The 23,034-nt window shown below is 74.1% G+C and carries 17 protein-coding genes and 1 tRNA gene; 2 read left to right on the top strand and 16 right to left on the bottom strand.

Annotated features, from left to right (window positions below; translation table 11 throughout):
• The first annotated feature begins 3 nt into the window (after window positions 1–3).
• Window positions 4–1,272: a TIGR02679 family protein gene (locus KV557_RS07615; RefSeq protein ID WP_218198982.1), complete on the top strand. Its 1,269-nt coding sequence runs from the start codon at window positions 4–6 to the stop codon at window positions 1,270–1,272.
• Window positions 1,273–2,440: 1,168 nt separating this feature from the next.
• Here the strand turns inward: KV557_RS07615 and KV557_RS07610 are convergent.
• The 13 genes from KV557_RS07610 to bldG form a co-directional block, all read right to left on the bottom strand.
• Window positions 2,441–2,517, bottom strand: a tRNA-Thr gene (locus KV557_RS07610).
• A 79-nt stretch (window positions 2,518–2,596) separates the two neighbouring features.
• On the bottom strand, window positions 2,597–3,247 hold the full coding sequence (gene leuE / locus KV557_RS07605) for a leucine efflux protein LeuE (RefSeq protein WP_218198981.1): 651 nt from the start codon (window positions 3,245–3,247) through the stop codon (window positions 2,597–2,599).
• A gap of 103 nt (window positions 3,248–3,350) precedes the next feature.
• Window positions 3,351–4,976 (bottom strand): alpha/beta hydrolase, encoded by a 1,626-nt coding sequence (locus KV557_RS07600; RefSeq protein ID WP_218198980.1) that lies wholly within the window; start codon window positions 4,974–4,976, stop codon window positions 3,351–3,353.
• A gap of 121 nt (window positions 4,977–5,097) precedes the next feature.
• Window positions 5,098–6,255 carry a hypothetical protein gene (locus tag KV557_RS07595; RefSeq protein ID WP_218198979.1) on the bottom strand — a complete coding sequence of 386 codons (1,158 nt, stop codon included), beginning with the start codon at window positions 6,253–6,255 and terminating at the stop codon, window positions 5,098–5,100.
• A gap of 205 nt (window positions 6,256–6,460) precedes the next feature.
• Window positions 6,461–7,672: a DNA polymerase III subunit delta' gene (locus KV557_RS07590; RefSeq protein WP_218198978.1), complete on the bottom strand. Its 1,212-nt coding sequence runs from the start codon at window positions 7,670–7,672 to the stop codon at window positions 6,461–6,463.
• A gap of 359 nt (window positions 7,673–8,031) precedes the next feature.
• Entirely contained in the window at window positions 8,032–11,490 is a 3,459-nt protein-coding gene (gene tmk, locus KV557_RS07585) for a dTMP kinase (protein ID WP_256177071.1), read from the bottom strand.
• Between the two features lie 147 nt (window positions 11,491–11,637).
• Window positions 11,638–14,490 (bottom strand): type I DNA topoisomerase, encoded by a 2,853-nt coding sequence (topA, locus tag KV557_RS07580; protein ID WP_218198977.1) that lies wholly within the window; start codon window positions 14,488–14,490, stop codon window positions 11,638–11,640.
• Window positions 14,491–14,860: 370 nt separating this feature from the next.
• Window positions 14,861–15,319 (bottom strand): DUF3592 domain-containing protein, encoded by a 459-nt coding sequence (locus tag KV557_RS07575; protein WP_218198976.1) that lies wholly within the window; start codon window positions 15,317–15,319, stop codon window positions 14,861–14,863.
• 240 nt (window positions 15,320–15,559) lie between these two features.
• Window positions 15,560–17,092, bottom strand: coding sequence for a DUF7059 domain-containing protein (locus KV557_RS07570; protein WP_218198975.1), 1,533 nt, complete (start codon window positions 17,090–17,092; stop codon window positions 15,560–15,562).
• A 134-nt stretch (window positions 17,093–17,226) separates the two neighbouring features.
• Complete coding sequence (locus KV557_RS07565; RefSeq protein ID WP_218198974.1) at window positions 17,227–17,991, bottom strand: small secreted protein; 765 nt, start codon at window positions 17,989–17,991, stop codon at window positions 17,227–17,229.
• A gap of 88 nt (window positions 17,992–18,079) precedes the next feature.
• A complete protein-coding gene (locus tag KV557_RS07560; protein WP_218198973.1) occupies window positions 18,080–18,448 on the bottom strand; it encodes a cyclophilin-like fold protein in 369 nt (122 codons plus the stop codon).
• Between the two features lie 147 nt (window positions 18,449–18,595).
• A complete protein-coding gene (locus tag KV557_RS07555; RefSeq protein ID WP_218198972.1) occupies window positions 18,596–19,015 on the bottom strand; it encodes an ATP-binding protein in 420 nt (139 codons plus the stop codon).
• A 158-nt stretch (window positions 19,016–19,173) separates the two neighbouring features.
• Window positions 19,174–19,515: an anti-sigma factor antagonist BldG gene (gene bldG, locus KV557_RS07550; RefSeq protein ID WP_030240921.1), complete on the bottom strand. Its 342-nt coding sequence runs from the start codon at window positions 19,513–19,515 to the stop codon at window positions 19,174–19,176.
• A gap of 223 nt (window positions 19,516–19,738) precedes the next feature.
• Here bldG and KV557_RS07545 point away from each other — a divergent pair, with 223 nt between their 5' ends.
• Entirely contained in the window at window positions 19,739–22,096 is a 2,358-nt protein-coding gene (locus KV557_RS07545; protein ID WP_218198971.1) for a DEAD/DEAH box helicase, read from the top strand.
• Here the strand turns inward: KV557_RS07545 and KV557_RS07540 are convergent.
• The 3 genes from KV557_RS07540 to KV557_RS44410 are packed head-to-tail and all read right to left on the bottom strand — an operon-like array spanning window position 22,091 to window position 22,975.
• The gene (locus KV557_RS07540; protein ID WP_218198970.1) at window positions 22,091–22,537 is read right to left on the bottom strand and encodes an Rv3654c family TadE-like protein; all 447 of its coding nucleotides are present in this window, start codon (window positions 22,535–22,537) and stop codon (window positions 22,091–22,093) included. The genes KV557_RS07545 and KV557_RS07540 overlap by 6 nt on opposite strands.
• A complete protein-coding gene (locus KV557_RS07535; RefSeq protein ID WP_218198969.1) occupies window positions 22,525–22,920 on the bottom strand; it encodes a TadE family type IV pilus minor pilin in 396 nt (131 codons plus the stop codon). Before KV557_RS07535 ends, KV557_RS07540 begins: the two co-directional genes overlap by 13 nt.
• A complete protein-coding gene (locus KV557_RS44410; RefSeq protein ID WP_308129809.1) occupies window positions 22,910–22,975 on the bottom strand; it encodes a hypothetical protein in 66 nt (21 codons plus the stop codon). Before KV557_RS44410 ends, KV557_RS07535 begins: the two co-directional genes overlap by 11 nt.
• Window positions 22,976–23,034: the final 59 nt, after the last annotated feature.

Genomic DNA, 23,034 nt, shown 5'->3' with positions numbered 1-23,034 from the left:
CCGGTGACCGATCTGCCGAGACTGCGCCGCCTGCTCGGCGGCCCCGAGACCGCCTGGCTGGTGGACCGGGTGCGCGAGCGGCTGTCGACCGGGCGTGCCCTGGACACCCCGGTCGCGCTCAGAACCGCAACCGTGGAGCAGCGCCGCGCGATCGAGCTTCTGCTGGGCCGCCGTCTGCGCTCCGGCACCTCACTGACCGTTCCCCTGGCCGAGGTCGACCGGGTGCTGCGCGAGTCCCTGGCCTGCCCGGACGGCCTCGCGGCGGCGGTAGTGGCACTGGCCGGCCCGGTCACGGACCGACGGGCCCAGGACGCCCGCCTCTCGGCGGCGTGGCAGCAGGCATGGGCCGTACTCGACCACCCGACCGTCACCGAGCGGCCCGAACTCGCTTCCTGGCGAGCCAAGGTGGAGGCGACCGGCCTGCTCAAACGGCTCTCCGGAGGCGATCCGGCGGCAGCCCGCCGCCTGGCCGCCGACGCGGTCCCCGTGCTCTCCCAACTCCCGGCAGACGGCCTCACCCTCCCCGCCTTCTCCGCCCGAACCCTCGGCGACGCCCACGCGCTGGACGAAGGCCGCCCGCTCGCCACCCTCGTCCACTCCGCCGTCCGGGCACTCGCCGGGCCGCCCGCCGACGCGATGTCCGGCGCCGCGGGCCGCCGCGCCGCCTGGGCCGCCGTCGGCGTGGCACTGGACGAACTCTCCTCCCGTGCCCTGACCCTCGGCCTGCCCGGCTCGACCGTCGGCACCACCGGCCGTATCCTCGCCGCCGCCCACGAAGGCGGCGAACCCTGCTTGCTGACCCTCCGCCAGCTGACCGGGCAACCACCTCGCCTCGGCCTCGCGGGTCGCCTCGTCCACGTCTGCGAGAACCCCGCAGTCCTCGCCGCCGCCGCCGACGAACTGGGACCGGACTGCCCACCACTGATCTGCGTCGAGGGCAACCTCTCCGTCGCCGCCCGCACCCTGCTCACCCGAATCGCCGACCAGGGCTGCCCGATCGCCTACCACGGAGACTTCGACTGGGGCGGCATCCGCATCGCCACCGGCGTCCTACGCCTCCCCGGCGCGACACCCTGGCGCTACGACGCCCCCTCCTACCTCGCCGCCGTCGACCGCGGCCTCGGCACCCCGCTCACCACCGGCACCCCGACCCCCACCCCCTGGGACCCGGCGCTCGCCGCAGCCGTCACCGGGCACGCCATCCGCATCGAGGAGGAGCACCTGCTCGACCAGCTGCTCGCCGACCTCCGCCGACAGACGGTGCAGCATTGACACCACACCTCCCGGCCCCGGCCGGCCCACAGGTCAGTTCGCGCCAAAGACTTCGATCTCACCCTTCGCGGCACCACTGCGCTTGATCCTCGCGTACTGGTGATCAGCGTCGCGCCCAGCACCTCGGCCCGGGCGACGTACTGCGCGTCGTAGGCGCTCGGGTTTCCGTGGAGCACCTGGACGCGATCCCAGAGGAAGAGCGTCTCGTACCGGACGAGCAGGAGCTGCCGGTAGGCCTCGACGGCTTCCGACTTCCCGTTCCGTGAGCTTGCTCGCCCTCGTCATGCCGAACAGGGCGGACTGGATCCAGTAGTCGATCAGCACGGGCACAGCGAGGGCATCAGCTGCGCCCACTCGCGTGCGGACAGCGACAATCCATCGTGCGAGCGGTCACTCCCCCGCGGCCGACTCCGCCCGTCCGACGTCGACTGCCTGCTCATTCGGCCGGCAGCTCGGCAGTGACGCCGAAGTCCCTGCCGACTTCGGCCGGGTGTGCACATGGCCGCCGACGGACCGGGCCGTGGATGCCGCAGCCGAGTGCGGTCGACCAGGTTTGCACGGGTCGGGCCGTCATTGCCCACAGTGATCCGCAGGCGGTTGCCCGCGTCGGCAAGTCACACCACGGCCTGCCCGGTGGCGGCACGCCTGGTGACGCTCGTCAGGGCCTCCTGGATGATCCGGCAGGTCGTGAGATCTGCGCCGGAGGGCAGCGGCCGAAGCCTCGCCCCCGATCTCGCCGCGGCCGCGACACGCAGACCTCCTGCGGCGAAGGCGTCCAGCAGCGGCGGAGCCGAGCCAGGCCGGGTGCTGGCTCCATCGGTGCGACAACGCGATCCCCGAGCTTCCACCACCGCAGCTGGCAGGCTCTCCGCCTTGTCGGAAATGGACAATCCCGGCCGCACTCCTGATGTCGCCCGGCGCCACCATCTGCACTACCAATGCACGCTTGTCCACCGGCCGTCCACCGAGGCGGTCCGACACTGAGTGGACCAACTCGCCATCATCGGCAAAACGGCAGGTCAAAGGGGCCACCCAGAAAATCAGTGACGCCAACGAACCGACGACCTACGCATTGCGATGCATAGAGTCCAAGTGCCCGATTTGCCCGACTCCCATGGTCATCCGAACAAGAAAACCCCAGGTCAGAGGCCCGACCTGGGGTTTGCTTTGGAGCCGCCTGCGGGATTCGAACCCGCGACCTACGCATTACGAGTGCGTTGCTCTGGCCAACTGAGCTAAGGCGGCGCTGCTGCCGCGTGTCGCGGCAACGCGGGCCAGTCTACACAGGTTCGCGGGTGATCCGTACCGGGATATCCGGCGGGGGTCAGGCCGAGGAGACGGCGAGCTTGGCGGCGAAGCCGGCGAAGAGGACGGCGACGCCGCTGGTGAGGGTGGCGGACAGGCGCTTGCGGCGGCGGAAGGCGGCGGCGAGGGTCGTGCCGGCGAAGATCAGCAGGGTCAGGTAGAGGACGCTGAAGGTCTGCAGGATGCCGCCGAGCAGCGCGAAGGACAGCGCGGGCTGCCCGTAGCTCGGGTCGACGAACTGGGTGAAGAACGACAGAAGGAACAAAATGGCCTTCGGGTTCAGGAGGCTGATCACGAGGGCGCGGCGGAACGGGTGCTCGACGGGCTCGGGGGCCTGCTCGGCGGCGGGGTCGGCCGCGGCACGGCGTTCGCGCCAGAGCTGGCGGGCGGCGCGGAGCATGCCGAAGCCGATCCAGAGCAGGTAGGCGGCGCCGCCCAGCTTGACCACGGCGAAGACGGCGGGGTTGGCCTTCAGGAGGGAGGCGGCGCCCAGTGAGGTGAGGCTGATGAGGGTGAAGTCGCCGACGAAGACCCCGGCGGCGGCCCGGTAGCCGGTCCGGATGCCCTTGCGGGCGGCGACGGACAGGACGTACAGGGAGTTGGGGCCGGGCAGCAGGACGATGACGAGGGCGCCGAGGACGTACGTCGCCAGGTCGTTGACTCCGAGCACGGTGCGCTCCGGGGAGAGGAAGGCGGCAGGGAGCGCTCATCCTAACGTCGTATCGATGATCGATTGAAGCTGAAACTATCCAGCTGCCTCCAGCTCCCCCGACCTACGGCCCGCAGCGCTTGCCCTGCTCGGGAGCCTCGCCCGTCAGCAGGAAGCGGTTGACCGCGCCGTCCACACACACGTTGTGCCGTCCGTACGCGGTGTGTCCGTCCCCGTCGTAGGTGAGCAGCCGGCCGGACTCCAGCTGCGCGGCGAGCGACCGCGCCCACGCGTACGGGGTGGCCGGGTCGCGGGTGGTGCCGATGACGACGATCGGGGCGGCCCCCGCGGCCCGGACGGTGTGCGCCGCGCCGGTGGCCCTGACCGGCCAGTAGGCGCAGGTCAGCGCCATCCAGGCCATGTCGCGGCCGAAGTGCGGCGAGGTCCGCTCGAAGTCCGGCACCGCCCGCTGGACGTCCTCCGGGCCGGCGAACGGGGCGGGCAGGTCGAGGCAGTTCACCGCGGTGTTCGCGAACATCAGGCTGGGGTACGAGCCGTCCGCCTCGCGCCCGTAGTAGGAGTCGGAGAGCTTCAGCAGGCCGGTGCCGTCCCCGGCCTTGGCGTCCGTGAACGCGGTGCGCAGCTTGGGCCACAGGAAGTCGGCGTACATGGCCTCGATGACGCCGGTGGTGGCCTGGGCCTCGGTGAGCCGGCGGCCGTTGCCGGTGGTCGGCAGTGGGTTAGCGCGGACGGCCTCGAACAGGGCGGTGAGCTGGTCGCCGACGGCCTGCTCGGTGCGGCCGAGCGGGCAGTCGTCGCGCCGGGCGCAGTCCTTGGCGAAGGCCGCCCAGGCGGTCTCGAAGCCGCCGGCCTGGGTGCGGTTCCCGGTGACCGAGTCGAGGGACGGGTCCATCGCGCCGTCGAGGACGAGCCGCCCGGCACGGGTGGGGAAGAGCCCGGCGTAGGTGGCGCCGAGGAAGGTGCCGTAGGACTTGCCGACGTAGGTGAGCTTCTCGTCGCCGAGCAGGGCGCGCAGCACGTCCATGTCGCGGGCGGCCTCGACGGTGCTGACATGCCCGAGCGCCGTGCCGGCCCGCTGGCGGCAGCCCTCGGCGAACTCCTTGTCGGCGGCGACCAGGGCGTCGATCTCGCGCTGGTCCGCGGGGGTGAGGCCGACGGACGTGAAGGCGTCCATCCGGGCGCCGCTCAGGCAAGTGACGGGGCTGCTGCGACCGACTCCGCGCGGGTCGAGGCCGACCAGGTCGTACCGGGCGCGCACGCCGAGGTCGTACGTTCGGGCGGCGGCCTCCACGTACTCGATCGCCGAGCCGCCGGGGCCGCCCGGGTTGAGCAGCAGCGAGCCGAGCCGGCCGGCCGCCGACGCGCCACCGGGGACGGCGGGGGCGCGGACGGCCGACAGGGTGAGGTCGCCGTCGGCGGGGTGGTCGTAGTCGAGCGGCACCCGGAAGGTGGTGCACTCGAACCCGCCGTCGCACGGCTGCCAGGCCGGCTTCTGCCCGTAGTACGGGCCGAGCGCGGCCGGCACGGCGGTGGGGAGCGGCTCCAGCGGCGTGACGCCGGGCGCCGCGGATCCACCGGGCCCGATCGCGTCGGACGAGGCCGCCCCCGGACCGCCGCCCGCAGCCGGGCCCGCAGAGCCGCCCGCACCGGACGTCCCGGAGCTGCACCCGCCCGCCAGCAACCCGGCGACGCCGAACGCCGCCGCCAGGATCCGCCCGGTGGCCTTCATCCAGATCCCTTCGATCGCCCGGCCAAGCGCCTGGTCAAATAAGAGCTGCCCGGTACCCGGGCCGGGTACCGGGCAGCGTAGTGCCCGCCGAGAGCGGTGCTGGGACGCCCCAGAAGTGGTACTAGGACGCCTTGGACAGGGTGTCGGCCAGATACTGCGCCGCCTGCCGGACCAGCCGCAGCCGCTCCCGGTCGGGCGTGTAGTCCTGCACGTTGTCCGAGATCTTCACGTCGGCCTTGGCCGCCGGTCCGGAGCCCGCGTGCAGCGCGGCCTGAAGCTTGCGGGCCGCGTCGAGCCCGGCGGCGTCGCCCTTGGCGGCGGCCAGCAGCAGCTTCGCCGCGGTACCTGCGGGGGCCTCCGCGCCGGCCTGGGTGAGCGCGGCGGCGTCGTACCGGCCGGAGACCGCGGCCGCCGCGCCGTACAGGTCGGGGCGGGTCAGCCCGGCCGCGGCGGCGCACGGCGCGCCGCCCTCGACGCCGAGCGTGCCCCAGGACGCCGGGCCGGGCGGCAGGGTGCGGAAGGAGGCCGCGATGGTGGTGCGCAGCGTCGCATCGTCGGCGACCGCCTGCGGGGCGGCGGCGACCAGGTCGCAGGGGTGCGCGGTGCCGTCCGGCGCCTCGGGGGCAACCAGGACGAACGGGCGGGCCTTGCCGCTCTGCAGGGCGGCACCGATGCCCTCGAAGACGTCCGGGACCTCGGCGTCGGCCGTCTGGCGCGGGGTGGCGGCCTGCATGACGACGACCGGGAAGCGGGCGTTCGGCTCCTTGGCGTACTGCGGCGGCAGCCAGACCCGAACGTTGCGTGGGCGGCCGTCGGGCCCGACCACGGCGGACTGCAGCAGTTCTCCGCCGCCGGGGTGACCGACACTGTCGAACCGGCTGGCCACGGCGGCGGGCGTCGCGGCCGGCGACTGGGCGGCTGCCGGTGCGACGGCGGCCGCGCCGGCAGTGGGCGGCGCCGCCTGCTGCCGGATGCTCGCCCCCTCCGCCCCAACCGCGCTCGCCGCGTCCACGGCAGGCTCGGCCTTCTCCACCGCCTCCTGGTCGGTCCGGCTGAGGCCACCGAAGGCGCCCAAGGCCGTCAGCAGCGTCAGCGCCGTGACGCACACCCCGCACACCATCGCCCCGGCCGCCCGCACCAGCATCGGCCACCGGTCTCCGGCCAGCTCGTAGGCCTCGGCGGAGCGCAGGTCGCGCCAGCGTTGGTGGGCGCCGCGCGCGAGCCAGAGGCCGCCCAGCGCAGCGGCCAGCAGGGGAATGACGAGGAGCGAACGGACCACGGGACGCACCACCTCGGGAGGAGGGCCGGACGACCGGGGCGGACCCGGCGCCGTACGGGACGCGACGGCCCCGGCGTCGGGGCGCAGTCGGCCACCAGCGTGCAAGACGACCCGACGGTCACACGCGGGTGTGCCCGGCGCGTATCGCCCGTTCACTCGAAGGTGGGACAGTCCGCTAGCGCGGGGAGACGTACGCCCCGGTGCGTCAGCCGGCCCGCAGCGCCACCGTCATCGCCTCGACCGCGAGCAGCGGGTCGACGTTGCGGTCCAGCGCCTGGCGGCAGGCGAGCACCGCCTCGATCCGGCGCAGCGTGCCCTCCGGCGGACCGGCCTGGGCGACCCGGTTCAGCACCTGCCGCTGGTCCTCGTTGGCCAGCACGCCGGTCGAGCCGAGCTGGAGCGCGAGCACGTCCCGGTAGAAGGCGAGCAGGTCGAGCAGGGCGACGCCGAGGGTCTCCCGCCGGGTGCGGGTGGCCCGGCTCTTCTGCCGCTTCTCCAGCTCCTTGACCGCCCCGGCCATGCCGCGCGGCGCCTTGCTGCCCTCGGCGGCGCCGTAGGCCGCCTTCAGGTCGTCGGTCTCCTTGGTGTCCTGGGTCTCGGCGAGCGCCTCGGCGTCGGCCTTGGCGGTGTCCACCAGGCGCTGGGCGGCGGCCAGACAACCGCCGATGTCGGCGACCTCCAGCGGGATCCGCAGCACCTCGGTGCGCCGGGTGCGGGCCTGCTCGTCGACGGCGAGACGACGCGAACGCTCGATGTCACCCTGCCCGGCCAGCGCGGCCAGCCGGGCCGTCTCCGGCTCGACGCCGTCGCGGCGGACCAGCATGTCGGCGACCGCCTCGGCGGCGGGCGTGCGCAGGACCAGCAGACGGCAGCGCGAACGGATGGTCGGCAGCACGTCCTGAACGGACGGGGCGCAGAGCAGCCAGACGGTACGCGGGGAGGGCTCCTCGACGCCCTTGAGCAGGGCGTTCGCGGCGGCCTCGGTGAGCCGGTGGGCGGCGTCCACGAGGATCACCGACCAGCGTCCGCCGGTCGGGTAGCTGGAGGCGCGCAGCACGAGGTCGCGCATGTCGCCGACGCCGATGGACAGGCCGTCGCTCCGGACGTACTTCACGTCGGCGTGGCTGCCGGCCAGCACGGTGTGGCAGCCGTCGCAGAACCCGCAGCCGGGCGTGCCGCCCAGCGCGAGATCCGGACTGGTGCACTGGAGCGCCGCCGCGAACGCCCGCGCGGCCGTCACCTGCCCGGCCCCGGGCGGACCGGTGAACAGCCAGGCATGCGTCATCAGGGAGGCATTCGCCCCCTCCGCCGGCCCGCTCCCCCGCCCGGCCGCCACCGTCGCCCCGGCCGCCCGGGCCGCGGCGGTCAGCTGCTCGACCACCCGCTCCTGGCCCACCAGGTCGTCCCAGACGGCCACTGCTGCTCCCAAGCTCCGTACGGCTGCGCTCCAGTGGCGCCTCTTCCCCGCCGTCGAGCATACGTGGCCCCTCCGACACCCACTGCGCCATCCGACCGACGCCCGCCCGGGCACACCCCGGCCGCCCGACGCCACGCGGGCGCCGTGCACCGGACAGCCGTCCTGCGCCACACGACCGACCACATCACACGGCCGCCCCGCGCCCCGCCGCCGGCCCGCGCCACCGCAGGCCCGCGCCACACCGCCACCCACAGTCGGCGCGCACCACCCGGCAGCACATGCGGGCGGCGCCGCCGGGACTTCTCAGCCCGGCAACACCGCCCGTCGTCCGTCGTGCGTTCCGCCCACCGGCGCGGGGCTCAGCCCCGCCGGCCCCAGCGGCGGCCCTTGCCCTTGCCGCCGTCGCCCGCGTCACCGCCACCGCCGCCACCGGCGCCCTGGCCGCCGTCGGCACCGCCGCGCGGGGCCTGCGGGGCCTGCGGGGCCTGGCCGGTGGGGCCGCCGTGCTCCCAGCGGGCCCACTCGTCGCGCGAGCCGAGCAGCGTGTCGGTGAGGCTCGGCAGGTCGTCCATCGGCGTCTCCTCGGCCCACTCGGGCCGCGGTCGCGGCTCAGCGCCGGCCGGCGCCGGAGCCGGGGCCGGAGCCGGGGCCGGGGCCGGAGCCGGGGCCGGGGCCTGGCCCTCCCCCACCACCGGCAGCTCCCGCGTGCTGTCCGCAGGCTCCTCGCGCCACAGACCCGGGGGCACCCGGCCCTCGGTACGGCCCGGCTCGACCCGCGGCAGCACCTCGGTCCGGGGGGCCTCGGCCGGCACCTTGGGCAGCACGGCCGTCTCGTCCGCAGCCACCGGGACGGGCGGCAGCACCGCCGTCTCGTCCACGGCCGAGGCCGGAACCACCGGAAGCTTCGCGGTCTCGTCCACGGCCCCCGCCGCCCGGGCAGCAGCCTGCCGGTCGCGCAGCGACAGCTCGCGCGTCGCCTCGTCCCCGACCTCACCCGGAGCGTCCTTGACCGCCCGCAGCTCGGTGGTCACCGCATCCCCCGGAGCCGGCCGCCCACGACCCGCGCCCGCATCCGCAGCACCCACGCCCGCATCCGCACCCTTGGCACGGCCAGCCGCCGTCTCGGCCGCCGCCGCAGCCGCGGCGAGCGCGGCGGCCTGCGCCAGCCGGGCCTCCTCCGCCCGCTGCAGCGCCTCCTCGGCCCTGCGGCGCTGCTCCTCGCGCTGGAGTTCCCGCTGCCGCTGGAGTTCGGCCTGAGCCGCCGCCTCGTCGGCGAGCCGCTTGCGCTCGGCCGCCTCCGCGGCCAGCCTCGCCTCCTCCTCGGCCCTGCGCCGGGCCTCTTCCTCAGCCCTGCGCCGCGCTGCTTCCTCGGCCTTCCGCCGGGCCTCTTCCTCAGCCTTGCGCCGGGCCTCGGCGGCGACCCGCTCGGCCTCCTCCTTGGCCAGCCGCTCCCTCTCGGCCTGCTCGGCCCGCAGCTGCTCCAGCAGTTCCTGCCGCTTGCGCTCGGCGGCCTCCGCCTCGGCCTTCTTCCGGGCCTCCTCGGCGGCGCGCCGCTCGGCCTCCTCACGGGCGAGCCGTTCCTGCTCGGCGCGGGCGGCCTTCTCCTGCTCGGAGAGCGGCAGCTCGCGGTCGAGCCGGTGCCGGATCGCGGTGGTGACGAAGCCGGGCGCCTGGCTGCCGTCGACGACCAGGTAGCGCGCCGGGTCGGCGGCCGCGAGGGCGAGGAAGCCGGCTCGTACGCGCTGGTGGAACTCGGTCGGCTCGGACTCCAGCCGGTCCAGCGCCTCGGTGAAGCGCTCGCGGGCCTTGCCCGGGTCGACGTCGAGGACGACGGTCAGGTCGGGCACCAGCCCGCCGGTCGCCCAGCGGGAGATCCGGGCGACCTCGGTCGCGGCGAGGTCGCGGCCGGCGCCCTGGTACGCGATGGAGGAGTCCATGTACCGGTCGGTGATGACGACGGCGCCGCGGGCGAGGGCCGGCCGAATGACGTTCTCGACGTGCTCGGCCCGGTCGGCCGCGTAGATCAGCGCCTCGGCGCGGTGCGACAGGCCGGTGTTGCCGACGTCCAGGACGAGACCGCGCAGCCGCTGTCCGACCGGGCTGCCGCCGGGCTCGCGGGTGAGCACGACCTCATGGCCCTTGCCGCGGATCCATTCGGCGAGCGCTTGGGCCTGGGTGGACTTGCCGGCGCCGTCGCCGCCCTCCAGGGCGATGAAGAAGCCAGTGCCGGTGGTGCGGTGCGCCGCCGGGCCGCTGTCGCCGCGCAGCGCGTCGATCAGGTCGCGGCCGAACGGGGCGGTGCCACGCCGGTCGTCCGTCTTGAGCAGGACGACGGCGGCGAGCGCCAGCGTGAGCAGGCCCGCGGTGGCGACGGCGAGGGCCGCGCCGCCGTGGATGAAGGTGAACGAGCCGGGCCTGACCGTGCCGTACTCGACGTCGCCGTAGGCGCCGGCGATCAGCGGGACGACGACCAGCGCACTGCCGACCACGGCCCGCAGCACCGCATACAGGTGCTCGGTGACCTTGGGCAGCCGGGCCTCCTCGACCTCCTGGGCGAGCAGGGTGCGTCCGGCCGAGACGACGATCCCGGCGGCGAGGCCGGCCAGCACGGTGAGCACCAGGACGAGCACGAAGTCGAGGACCAGCCCGGCCAGGATCAGCGTCACGCCCTCGGCGAGCAGCGCGAGCGCGAGCAGGCGGCGGCGGGAGAGCGAGGGCAGGGTGGCCCGGGTGAGCCGGGCGCCGGCCGCGGGCGCCCCGGCGGCGGCGAGCACGAGCAGGCCGTAGCCGATCGGCCCGGCCCGGTGCTCGGCGGCGGTGAGCAGCGCGAGCGCGGCGACGCCGGCCATCGACGCGTAGCCGGCCGCGACCGCGAAGGTGAAGTAGGGGGCGCTGCCGGTGCGGCCCTTGCTGAGCGCGGGCCCGGGGGTGGCGTCGGTGGGGGCGCGCAGGCCCTGCAGCGGCGAGTGCGGGGCGACGGCGACCGGGCCGCCGGGCAACTGCTGGAGGTAGCCGCGGACGGCGGCGGCGGTGAACAGGCCGGCCGCGCCGAGCGCGGCGAAGGTGACCTGGTGGGTCCGGAACCAGTCCGAGCCGAGCGCCGCGACGATGTTGTTGAGCAGCGTGAACGCGATCAGGCCGACGGCCGCGAGCGGCACGGTGGCCCAGCCGGTGAACCGGTCGATGCTCCGGACGGTGTCCAGGTTGGCGGCGGACGGCCGCTGCTCGGCGGCGGGCGCGTACGGGTCGGCGGGCGGCAGCAGGCCCGGGACGGCGGCGGCCTTGGCGATCCCCCAGACCCGTTCGGCGGCGCCGGTCACGAAGACCGTGGCCAGCAGGACATACGTGGCGCCGCCGGACGGCTTCGGGCCGGAGCCCAGCCAGATCGTCCACCAGGGCGCGATGCCGATCAGCACGGCGCGCAGCGCGTCGGCGCCGAACAGCGTCCAGCGCCGGTCGAGCTTTCCTGCGACCAACTGGTGCACCGGCCCGAGCAGCAGGACGCCGACCAGCACAGTGGCCGCCAGCCGGGCGGCGAGGACCGCGGCGACGGCGAAGGCCAGGCTGCGCGGCAGGTCGCCGAACTGGCCGCCGAGGGCGGCGGCGATCACGGTGAGCGCGAGCAGCACCAGCAGACCGAGCCGGTCCGCGGTGCCACCGATCAGCTGGGTGGTCCAGAGGCGCCGGTAGGGGCGCGTGCGCAGCAGGGCGCGCGCCCGCTCCACCGGGGTTCCGGCGGGCGCGACCTCGACCAGGTCGGGCATGGCGGCTCTGGCGGCCGGGGCGGCGCTGGGGGTGGGCTGCTCCTCGCTCGTCATACGGTCAGCGTAGCGGGCGGGGGTCGGCCGGAAAGAGACGAACGGGGTTCCGGATCCGGCTCATCACCGGGTTGTGACGATCCCCGCACAGACCTCGGGCCCGCGCCCCGGGGTGGGAGACGCGGGCCCGAGGCCACTGTCGGAGGATCAGCCCTCATCGGTGGCCGTGGTCTTGCTCGCGGCGGTCTTCTTGGCCGCCGTCTTCTTGGCGGTCGTCTTCTTCGCGGTCGTCGCCTTTGCCGCCGTCTTCTTGGCTGCCGTCTTCTTGGCTGCCGCCGTCTTGGTGGCGGTCGCCTTCTTCGCCGGCGCCTTCTTCGCCACCTTCTTCACCGGCCCGCGCGCCCGCTTCTCGGCGAGCAGCTCGTAGCCGCGCTCCGGCGTGATGGTCTCGACCTCGTCGTCCTTGCGCAGCGTGGCGTTGGTCTCGCCGTCGGTCACGTACGGCCCGAAGCGGCCGTCCTTGACCACCACCGGCCGCTCGCTGACCGGGTCGGTGCCCAGCTCCTTGAGCGGCGGGGCGGCGGCGGCCCGGCCGCGCTGCTTGGGCTGGGCGTAGATCACCAGCGCCTCGTCGAGGGTGATCGTGAAGAGCTGGTCCTCGCTGGTGAGCGAGCGCGAGTCGGTGCCGCGCTTGAGGTACGGGCCGTAGCGGCCGTTCTGCGCGGTGATCTCCACGCCCTCGGCGTCGGCGCCGACGACGCGCGGCAGCGAGAGCAGCCGCAGCGCGTCCTCCAGGGTGACGGTCTCCAGCGACATCGTCTTGAACAGCGAGGCCGTGCGCGGCTTGATCGCGTTCTTGCCGGTCTTGGGCGTGCCCTCGGGCAGGATCTCGGTCACGTACGGGCCGTAGCGGCCGTCCTTGGCGACCAGCATGTTGCCGCTGACCGGGTCCGGGCCGAGCTCGAAGTCGCCGCTGGGCCTGGCCAGCAGCTCCTCGGCCAGCTCGACGGTGAGCTCGTCCGGCGGCAGGTCGTCCGGGATGTCCGCGCGCTGACCGGGCTCGCCCTCGACGGCGGAGGGTCGCTCGACGTACGGGCCGTAGCGGCCGACCCGCAGGGTGATGTCGTCGCTGATCCGGAACGAGCTGATCTCCCGGGCGTCGATCGCGCCGAGGTCGGTGACCAGTTCCTTCAGGCCGCCCAGGTGGTCGCCGTCGCCGTTGCCGGCCTCGGCCGCACCGCCGACGGCGTGGCCGTCGCCCTCGCCGAAGTAGAAACGCTTCAGCCACGGCACGGACTGCGCCTCGCCGGCCGCGATCCGGTCGAGGTCGTCCTCCATCTTGGCGGTGAAGTCGTAGTCGACCAGCCGGCCGAAGTGCTTCTCCAGGAGGTTGACCACGGCGAAGGAGAGGAAGGACGGGACGAGCGCCGTCCCCTTCTTGAACACGTACCGGCGCTGGATGATCGTGTCGATGATCGAGGCGTACGTGGAGGGGCGGCCGATCTCCCGGTCCTCCAGCTCCTTGACCAGCGAGGCCTCGGTGTAGCGGGCCGGCGGCTTGGTGGCGTGGCCCTCGGGGGTGAGCTGCTCGGCGGCGAGCGGGTCACCCTCGGCGACCTGCGGCAGCCGGCGCTCGCGGTCGTCGAGCTCGGCGTTCGGGTCGTCGGCGCCCTCGACGTAGGCCTTGAGGAAGCCGTGGAAGGTGATGATCTTGCCGGAGGCGGAGAACTCGACGTCCCGGCCGTCCGCGGAGGCGCCGCCGACCCGGACGGTGACGGACTGGCCGACCGCGTCCTTCATCTGGGAGGCGACGGTGCGCATCCAGATCAGCTCGTACAGCCGGAACTCGTCGCCGCTCAGGCTCGTCTCGGCGGGGGTGCGGAAGCGGTCACCGGAGGGGCGGACGGCCTCGTGCGCCTCCTGCGCGTTCTTGACCTTGCTGGCGTAGGTGCGCGGTGCGTCCGGCAGGTAGTCGGCGCCGTAGAGCTGGGTGACCTGCGCACGGGCGGCGGCGACCGCGGTGTCCGACAAGGTGGTGGAGTCGGTACGCATATAGGTGATGAAGCCGTTCTCGTACAGCTTCTGGGCCACCTGCATGGTCCGCTTGGCGCCGAAGCCCAGCTTGCGGCTGGCCTCCTGCTGGAGCGTGGTGGTGCGGAACGGCGCGTACGGCGAGCGGCGGTAGGGCTTGGACTCGACGCTGCGGACGCTGAACGCGGTCTGCGTCAGGGCGGCGGCCAGCTGCCGGGCGGCCTGCTCGTCCAGGTGCAGGGTGTTGGAACTGGCGGCCTTGAGCCGCCCGTCCGAGCCGAAGTCGCGGCCGCTGGCGATCCGCTTGCCGTCGACCGCGGCGAGCCGGGCGCCGAAGGTCTCCGGGTTGGCGGCGTCGGCCGGAGTACGGCCGGTGCCGAAGGTGCCGACCAGGTCCCAGTAGGACGCGCTGCGGAACGCCATGCGCTCGCGCTCGCGCTCGACCACCAGGCGGGTCGCGACGGACTGCACGCGGCCGGCCGACAGCTTCGGCATGACCTTCTTCCACAGCACCGGCGAGACCTCGAAGCCGTAGAGGCGGTCGAGGATGCGGCGGGTCTCCTGGGCGTCGACCAGGCGCTGGTTCAGCTCGCGCGGGTTGGCCACGGCCTCCTGGATGGCGGTCTTGGTGATCTCGTGGAACACCATCCGGTGCACCGGCACCTTGGGCTTCAGGACCTGCTGGAGGTGCCACGCGATGGCCTCGCCCTCGCGGTCCTCATCGGTGGCGAGGAAGAGCTCGTCGGACTCCGCGAGCAGCGACTTCAACTTGCTGACCTGGGACTTCTTGTCCGCGTTGACCACGTAGATGGGAGCGAAGTCATGGTCGACGTCCACCCCGAGGCGGCGCACCTCGCCGGTGTACTTGTCCGGCACCTCGGCCGCGGTGCTGGGCAGGTCGCGGATGTGCCCGACGCTCGCCTCGACGATGTAGCCGGGGCCCAGGTAGCCCTTGATCGTCTTCGCCTTGGCCGGCGACTCGACAATGACGAGTCGCTGTCCGTGCGCGGTCTCGCTGCTCGGGGACACCTTCGCTCTTCTCTCCCGGTCGTTATGTGAGCTGGTCGGCGCTGGCAGCACGGGCTGCGCTCCGCCCGACCCCTCCACCGTCCCGGGGCTGCCGCTGAACGACTACCCCACCAGCGGAGTGTGACCGTACCCCGGCCACCCTTGTCAAACGGACGGATCCCGCTTTTTCACTTGCCAGGCCCACCGACGCCACTCGAACGGTAACCCGATGATGGAGGATCGCGCCCCGTGGAGGGGGGCTTCGGCGGGTTCCGGAGGATGGAATGACGGATTTCAAGATCTGTCAACGGATATTCGCCCGGGCCGATCGGGCCCGAACGGTGCGAATGGTGCGAACGGTGCGTACGGCCTTTCGGCCCCACCGGCTCTTTCAACCGACGACGGCCGCCAGCAGGCCGACGCCCGCCGCCAGGCAGCCCGTGCCGAGCGCGCTCCACAGCAGGTCGGCCACCGCGGGCCGGCTGATCTCGCCCGCCGCCAGCACGACCCGGCTCGGGCGGCGCGGGTCGTAACAGATCCGGACGGAGGCGCCGGGCGCGAAGCGGTCCGGACGGCGCAGCGGGGTGTGGCCGCGCGGACGGGTGAGCACCCGCTCGGCGACCCGCCCGGCTCCGGGGCCGCCGACCGACGGGAGGGCGGAGAAGGCGAGCAGCGGCGCGCTGTCGAGTTCGCCGTGCGCGTCGTCCTCGGCGACGACGACGGCCACGGCCGGCACGCCCCGGCGGCGTACCCGGCGGCGAAGGCGCAGTTCGGCGGCGCACCAGAGCAGCAGTGCGCCACCGAAGAGGGCGAGCACCAGCCCGCCCACGGCCGCCGTCGTCGTGTCCACCCCTCGCCCCCCGGCTCCCCAGCTCTGTCCACAGCCTGTGGACAGAGCTTCACAGTCGGGAGCCAACGGGGGAGAGCCGTCCGGCGACCGATGGGCGAACCGGGGGCCACGGGGAGATGAACCGGTGCTCCCTGCGGCCCGGTGAGCGTGCCAGCGAGGCTTGGTGAGCGCGCGTCGGTACGACCCGGCGAGCGCGTCAGGACAGCCCGGCGAGCGCGCCAGAACGGCCCGGCGAGCGCGTCAGCCGACCGGACGGATGAAGCCCTGCTCGGTCAGCAGCCGCAGCGACTCCGGCACCCGGTCCCGCAGCACCACCCGGTCCTCGCCGAGCAACTGCGCGATGGCGTCCACGATCTCGCCCGCCGACAGCGTCCCGTCGCAGACCCCGACGAAGCCGGCGCCCACCGTGTCCACCTTGGTGGCGCGCCGCATGCCGCGGTTGTGACGCAGGATCACGTGCTCCGGGTCCTCCGCCCCCGGCGCGCCGACCTGCTCCTGGACCACCTCGTCGGCCAGCACGTACCGGGCCGCGAGCAGGCCCGCGTCGTCGTGCGAGCGCAGGAAGTCCTGACGGTCGAACCACTCCTCGATGTGCGGGCCGAGCGGCTGCTCCACCGGGTGCGGCCACTCCTCCACCCGGACCGTCGGGCGCTCGGCGCCGCTCGCCCGCAGGGTGATCCAGCCCATGCCGATGCCCTCGACCCGGCCCGCCTCGAAGGCGTCCAGCCACTCGCCGTACCGGGCCTGGTAATCGCCGCCCGGGCCGCGGTGGTCGCCGCCGTCGCGCAGCCACAACTCGGCGTACTGGGCGACGTCCTGGACCTCGCGCTGGACGATCCAGGCGTCCAGCCCGGTGCCGGCGACCCAGCCGGTCAGCCGCTCGTGCCAGTCCTCGCCCTTGACGTGCTGCCAGTTGGCCAGCAACTGGCAGTAGCCGCCCGGCTCCAGGTGGGCAGCGGCCGAGCGGACCAAGCTGCGGCACAGGTCGTCGCCCGCCATGCCGCCGTCGCGGTAGGTGAACCGGCCGGCCGGCGAGATGACGAACGGCGGGTTGGAGACGATCAGGTCGAACTTCCGCTCCCCGACCGGCTCGAAGAGGCTGCCGGTGAGGGCCTCGGTGTTGTCGAAGCCGGACAGCGCCAGGGTCAGCTCGGAGAAGCGCAGCGCGCGGGGATTGAGGTCGGTGGCGGTGACCCGCTGGGCGTGCCGGGCCGCGTGCAGTGCCTGCACGCCGGAGCCCGAGCCGAGGTCCAGCGCGGCCCGGACCGGGCGGCGCACGGTGATGTTGGCCAGCGTCGTGGACGCGCCGCCGACGCCGAGCACCAGGTCCTTGCGGGCCACGCCGTGGGCGGTCTCGCCGGAGCCGATGCCGCCCGCGCCGCCCACCGCGCAGCCCAGGTCAGAGACCACCCAGGCGTCCGAACTGGGCATTCCGGAGACCTCGTTGGCGTACGGGCGGACGTCCACGGTGGCGCGCACCAGATCGCCGTCCGGGCGCAGCCAGCCGTCGGCCAGGCAGTCCTCGACCGGCAGCGCGGCGGCCGCTGCCTTGTACGGCACCGGCTGCTGGAGCAGGAACAGCCTGACCAGCGTCTCCAGCGGGCTGCCGCCGCGGGTCGCGCGCAGCGCCGGGACCGCCTCGCTGCGGGCCAGTGCCGCGTAGCCGGTGGGCCCGAGCAGGTCGAGACAGCCGTCGGCGGTGAACGAGGCGGCGAGCAGCGCCTCGCGCAGCTTGGCGAGGCGGGTGGGGTCGAGAACGGGGCTACTGATCACCCCGCCATTGTCCCCCGGGGCGGGGTGCGGACCCGCCGCGTCCGGGCCGGGCGCGGCGGGTCTGACGGGTGTGAGGGGTGTGACGGGTGGGTGAGTGCGACGAGTGCGGCGAGTGCCGCGAGGCGTGCGCCCGCTCAGCTCGCGCTGGGCGCGGGCGTGGACGGCGCGGCGGACGGGGTGGCCGCCGGGCTGCCGCTGCCCGTCACGGACGGGGCGGGGGTGCCGCCGGGGGTGCCAGTCGCACCGGCGGACGGGGTGCCACTCGGAGCACCGGTCGGGGTGCCGGTCGCGCCGGGCGCCGGGGTGCCGGTCGCGCTGCCACTCGTCCCGGCGCTCGCTCCGCCGCTCGGGGCGGTGGACGCGCCGGGCTTGCAGCCGTCCTGCTTGGCCATGGCCGCGCCGAGTTCACCGCGCTGGAGCTTGGCCTGCGCCTGGGTGGACAGCGACGCCAGCTGCTGCACCTGGTCGGCGACGCTGCGCAGCCCGTCGGCGAACTTCGCCTGGTCGGTGTTGGGCAGCGCGTCCAGCTTCTTCTGGACGTCCAGGTAGCCGTCGGCCGCCTTGTTCAGCTCGGCGACGGTGTCCTTCTGCAGGTTGGCGCCGTCGGTCACCTTGGGTGCCCCGGCCGCGTCGATGGCCTGTGCGATGTCCTGGTTGGTCTTGGCCAGCCGCCCGATGTCGGTGGAGAGCCGCTTCTGCAGGTCGGCCGGGGCCTCGCCGGTCTTCACCTGGCCGGTGTCGGCGAGCGCCGTCTGTGCCTGGGCGATCGGGTCCTTGGCCGAGCCGCAGACGTTCGACGCCCAGGACTCCAGCTGCTTGCTGTTGTCGTCGCCGCAGCCGACGGCGCCGAACGCGAGCAGCACGCCGAGAGCGGGTACGGCCAGCAGTCGCTTGTTCACCGGGAGAAGCCTTTCGGTTCGGTCGTCTTCGGTCGTCGAACCTACACGGCCGGGTCCCCGGCCCCGGTTCCCGCCCGCTCGGACCGGCTCAGGCCCGTTCGACCCGGATCGGATCGCCCGACCGGACCGTCCGCAGCACCTGGGCGTCGCCGTCCAGCGCGCCGAGGATGTTGCAGGGGCTGGCCAGCCGGCATTCGTCACCGCGCGAGATCGGCGTCGGCCCGTACGGCAGCGCGAGGCTGTCGCCGTCCGTCCAGAACGCGACCGTGCCCGGCTCGACGACCTGCTCGGCGTCGACCTCGCGTGGCACGCTGACCGGCGTCCCGAAGTAGACCTCCTCGCCCCAGGTGCTGGCCGACGAACTGATCGGCAGCTCGGCCCAGAGCGCCTCGGCAGTGGGCGTGGTCCGCAGGGTGGCGGTCGCCTGCCCGGCCGGCCAAAGAATGCGTATCCGCATGGTTGTCCTCTTCCGCGACAGGTCCGATCAGCGATCGGACCCGGTCGTGCCGGAAGCAGCGAACCGCCAGCCTCAACAATTTGTCAACGGGATCCCGGGGAATGGACGCCGGACGAGCGGACGCCGGGCACTGTTGCGCGCGGGACTTCAGACCGCGACGGCGTCGGCCGAAACCGGCCAGCTCATCCGGATCAGCCCGCCGCCCGCGCCGTTGGTGACCTCCAGGTCCTCGACCAGACCGGTGATCACGGCGAGGCCCAGGGTGTCCTCGTCCGGGTCGGCGCCCGCGGCCGCTCCGGAGGCCGGGACGGCGGCCGGACCGGCCTCGTCCTCGACCTCGATGAGGAAACGCTTCTCCTGGTCGGTCAGCGCGACCCGGACCGCACCGCCGATGCCACCGCGCTGGTGCAGGCCGACCGCGCGGGAACACGCCTCGCCCACCGCGAGTCGCACCTCGTCGAGCACCGACTCGTCGACCCCGGCTCGTCTGGCGACTGCCGCGGCGACCAGCCGGGCCGTCCGCACGTGCTCGGGAAGCGCGCTGAATCGAAGTTCGACGGTTGCCATCTCTCCCCCTAGGGGTGCTCCGACCGGGGCCGAAGGTGCGGCCCCTGCGGGCCGGCTGCGCCGGCCCCGGTGCGGCCGGGCAGCACCGGGGCGATCGGCCCCGGCACCCCCGGACGCGTGATTCGGGCGGGCCGGCCACGGGGACCGGCCCGGCCGCGTCAGTCGGTCGCGCTGACCGCGTCGTCCACCGACGTGTGGATCGGGAAGACCTTGGTCAGGCCGGTGATGCGGAAGATCTTCAGGATGCGCTCCTGGTTGCAGACGAGGCGCAGCGAGCCCTCGTGAGCGCGCACTCGCTTCAGACCGCCCACCAGCACACCCAGGCCGGTCGAGTCGAGGAAGTCCACACCCTCCATGTCGACGACGAGGTGGTACTTGCCGTCGTTGACGAGCTCGACCAGCTGCTCCCGCAGCTTCGGGGCGGTGTACACATCGATCTCGCCGCCAACCTCGACGACCGTACGATCGCCGACTGAACGGGTCGACAGGGACAGGTCCACGGAACCTCCAGCACCTTGCCTTGCTACGTCATGTGCGTTCCTCGGCCGGACGGCCGCCACCGCATGGTCGCGAGCCCTGGGCGCGCCCAGCCAACGCGTGGCAAGCCTCGGCGCTGCGACCCACGGCCATACGGCCGTCACGGCCACATTCAACCACCTGCGACCATGCCCGCACGATGGCTTACGACGATTCTCCGTCACGCCGGTGACACACTGGGTCCCCATGCCGCCCCGACACAGCCTGCCCGAGGCACTGCTTGCGACCCTGTCCACCACCCGGGGGCGGTCCGACCGGCTCACCCATACGGAGCACCTTCCCGCCCGACCTGCGCGTTATGCGCCATGGCCGGACTCGATCCGGCCGGAGATCGTGGCCGCCGCGCTGACCGTCGGCGTGGAACAGCCCTGGGCGCACCAGGCGGAAGCCATGAACCTGGCCAAAACCGGCCAGACTGTGGTGATCGCCACAGGCACCGCCTCGGGCAAGTCGCTCGGCTACCTGGCCCCGGTCCTGAGCGATCTGCTGGACGGCACCGAGGCCCGCAACGGCCGCGGCGCCACCGCGCTCTACCTCGCCCCGACCAAGGCCCTCGCCGCCGACCAGCGCCGCCGGGCCGCCGAACTCGCCCCGCCCCGGGTCCGGGCCGCCCTCTACGACGGCGACACCCCGCCCGAGGAGCGCGAGTGGGTCCGCCAGTACGCCTCGTACGTGCTCACCAACCCGGACATGCTGCACCGCGGCATCCTGCCCGCGCACGCCCGCTGGGCCTCCTTCCTGAAGGTGCTGCGCTATGTGGTCGTCGACGAGTGCCACAGCTACCGGGGCGTGTTCGGCTCGCACGTCGCCCAGGTGCTGCGCCGACTGCGCCGCGTCTGCGCCCGCTACGGTTCGTCACCCACCTTCCTGCTCGCCTCCGCCACCACCGCCGACCCGGCCGCCACCGCCCGCCGTCTGACCGGTCTGCCCGCCGTGGCCGTCACCGACGACGCCTCGCCGCGCGGGCCGATGGTCTTCGGCCTCTGGGAACCGCCGCTGACCGAGAACGTCGGCGAGCACGGCGCGCCCGTCCGGCGGACCGCCACCGCCGAGGCGGCGCACCTGCTGACCGACCTGGTCGAGCAGCAGACCCGCACCGTCGTCTTCGTCCGCTCCCGCCGCGCCGCCGAACTCGTCGCCCTCCAGGCTCAGGACCAACTCGGCCGACCGCTCGCCGACCGGGTGGCCGCCTATCGCGGCGGCTACCTCGCCGACGAACGCCGGGCCCTGGAAAGCGCCCTGCAAAGCGGCCGACTGCTCGGACTCGCCTCCACCTCCGCTCTCGAACTCGGCGTCGACGTCTCCGGACTCGACGCCGTCCTGATGGCCGGCTACCCCGGCACCCGGGCCTCGCTCTGGCAGCAGGCGGGCCGGGCCGGGCGCGAGGCCCAGGGCGCGCTGGCCGTCCTGATCGCCCGGGACGACCCGCTGGACACCTACCTGGTGCACCACCCGGAGGCGCTGTTCGCGGCGCCCGTCGAGGCCACCGTGCTCGACCCCGACAACCCGCATGTGCTCGCCCCGCACCTGTGCGCCGCTGCCGCCGAACTCCCGCTCACCGACACCGACCTGGAGCTGTTCGGACCCTCCGCCGAACCGCTGCTGCCCGTCCTGGAACGCCGCGGCCTGCTGCGCCGCCGCAGCGACGGCTCCTGGTACTGGACCCGTCGCGAACGCGCGGCCGACGCCGTCGACCTGCGCGGCAGTGGCGGCAGCCCGGTACAGATCGTCGAGGCAGACACCGGCCGCCTGCTCGGCACGGTGGACGCCTCCGCCGCCCACACCACCGTCCACACCGGAGCCGTCCACATCCACCAGGGACGCAGCTTCCTGGTCCGGGAGCTCGACCTGGAGAACTCGGTCGCCCTGGTCGAACCGGCCGACCCGCCGTACACCACGGCCGCCCGCGACATCACCTCCATCTCCGTGCTCGACACCGACATCACCGTCCGCTGGGGCGAGGGCCGGCTCAGTTTCGGTTCGGTGGAGGTGGTCAACCAGGTGGTCGGCTACCTCCGGAAGCGGATCTCGACCGGCGAGATCATGGGCGAGACCAAACTCGACCTGCCGCCCCGTACGCTGCGCACCCGCGCGGTCTGGTGGTCCGTCACCGAGGACCAGCTCCTCGACGCGGACCTCCCGCTCGACCAGCTGCCCGGTGCCGCCCACGCCGCCGAGCACGCCTCGATCGGCCTGCTGCCGCTGTTCGCCACCTGCGACCGCTGGGACATCGGCGGCGTCTCCGTCCCGCTGCACCCCGACACCGAGCTGCCCACCGTGTTCGTCTACGACGGCCACCCGGGCGGGGCCGGCTTCGCCGAACGCGGCTTCCAGCGGGCCATCCAGTGGCTGACGGCCACCCGCGAGGCGATCGCCGCCTGCGAATGCGAGCGCGGCTGCCCGTCCTGCGTGCAGTCGCCCAAGTGCGGCAACGGGAACGAGCCGCTGGACAAGGACGCCGCCGTCCGGCTCCTGGACGTCCTGCTGGCCGGTGCTCCGGAGGCGGCGGACGGGACCGCCGAATCCGCTGACGGGGACTCATGAGCCCTCCTCCGTTGCCGTGACCGGCGCCCGGACCGGTCCGGCGCGGGCCCGGGCGCGCGCCGGACCGACCGGAAGGCGTACGGGCAGTCCGCCGACCGGCACTTCGGCCACGACCTCCACGGCGTCCTCGTCCGGGTCCACCGCGCAGAACGCCAGACCCGCGCCCTGCGCCCCGGCGATCCCCGCCGCCCACCCGCACCCGCCGTCCGGGTCCAGCAACAGCCGGTCCGCCGCCGCGAGAGCCGCGAGGTCGGCCGCCGCCTCGGCCCGGTGCCGGGCGGCGACCACCGCGCCGACCGCCATCGTCGACGCGAACACCGAACAACCGAGCATCGCGAAGGCCAGCAGCCAGACGGTCGCCGAGCCGGCGTCCGGCCCACGCCCCCTGACCGCCACAGCCCGCGCCCGAGCCGCTACCGGCCGCCGGATCAGGTCGGCCATGATCCCGTTCCTCCTCCCACGAGGGTGTCCTCCCGTGCCGCCACCGCGACGGCGCTCAGCCGCACCGAGAGCAGGCCGGCGAGCCTGCCCGGCCCCGTGCACGGCGCCTCCACCGTGACCCGCACCGTGTCGGACGCCAGGGCGATCCGGACCTGGGCCCCGGGCGGGGCCGCAGCGCCGGCGATCGCGGCGGCGTCCACCTCACCGCGGGCGGCGGCCCGGGCACCGACCCGGGCCGCGTCCACACAGCGGATCTGGGCCGCCGCCGCGAGCACGCCCCAGATCAGCAGCGTCGCGAGCAGCACCAGCGCCGGCAGGGCCACCGCCGTCTCCGCCGTGACGAACCCCGCGTCACCGCGCCGACGGCCACGTCTACGTCGCATGGAGCGCCCGCTCCAGCAGATCGGTCAGCGCCCCCGTGACGGTCGCACTGGTCACGATCTTGTAGAGCCCAGCCGCGAGGGCGCAGGCGCCCAAGGTTATCTTGGGTGACCAGA

It is taken from the genome of Kitasatospora aureofaciens (assembly GCF_019192735.1).
GTDB classification, from domain to species: domain Bacteria; phylum Actinomycetota; class Actinomycetes; order Streptomycetales; family Streptomycetaceae; genus Kitasatospora; species Kitasatospora aureofaciens_A.
Note: the sequence above shows the minus strand (reverse complement) of the source record. Positions and strands in the feature narration are given on the sequence as shown.

What these genes read in the sequence shown, in the direction of transcription:
- KV557_RS07555 (WP_218198972.1), bottom strand. Translation starts at nt 19,015, where the DNA reads ATGGCAACCGTCGAACTTCGATTCAGCGCGCTTCCCGAGCACGTGCGG.
- KV557_RS07600 (WP_218198980.1), bottom strand. Translation starts at nt 4,976, where the DNA reads ATGAAGGCCACCGGGCGGATCCTGGCGGCGGCGTTCGGCGTCGCCGGG.
- KV557_RS07535 (WP_218198969.1), bottom strand. Translation starts at nt 22,920, where the DNA reads ATGCGACGTAGACGTGGCCGTCGGCGCGGTGACGCGGGGTTCGTCACG.
- KV557_RS07540 (WP_218198970.1), bottom strand. Translation starts at nt 22,537, where the DNA reads ATGGCCGACCTGATCCGGCGGCCGGTAGCGGCTCGGGCGCGGGCTGTG.
- tmk (WP_256177071.1), bottom strand. Translation starts at nt 11,490, where the DNA reads ATGACGAGCGAGGAGCAGCCCACCCCCAGCGCCGCCCCGGCCGCCAGA.
- KV557_RS07560 (WP_218198973.1), bottom strand. Translation starts at nt 18,448, where the DNA reads ATGCGGATACGCATTCTTTGGCCGGCCGGGCAGGCGACCGCCACCCTG.
- KV557_RS07545 (WP_218198971.1), top strand. Translation starts at nt 19,739, where the DNA reads ATGCCGCCCCGACACAGCCTGCCCGAGGCACTGCTTGCGACCCTGTCC.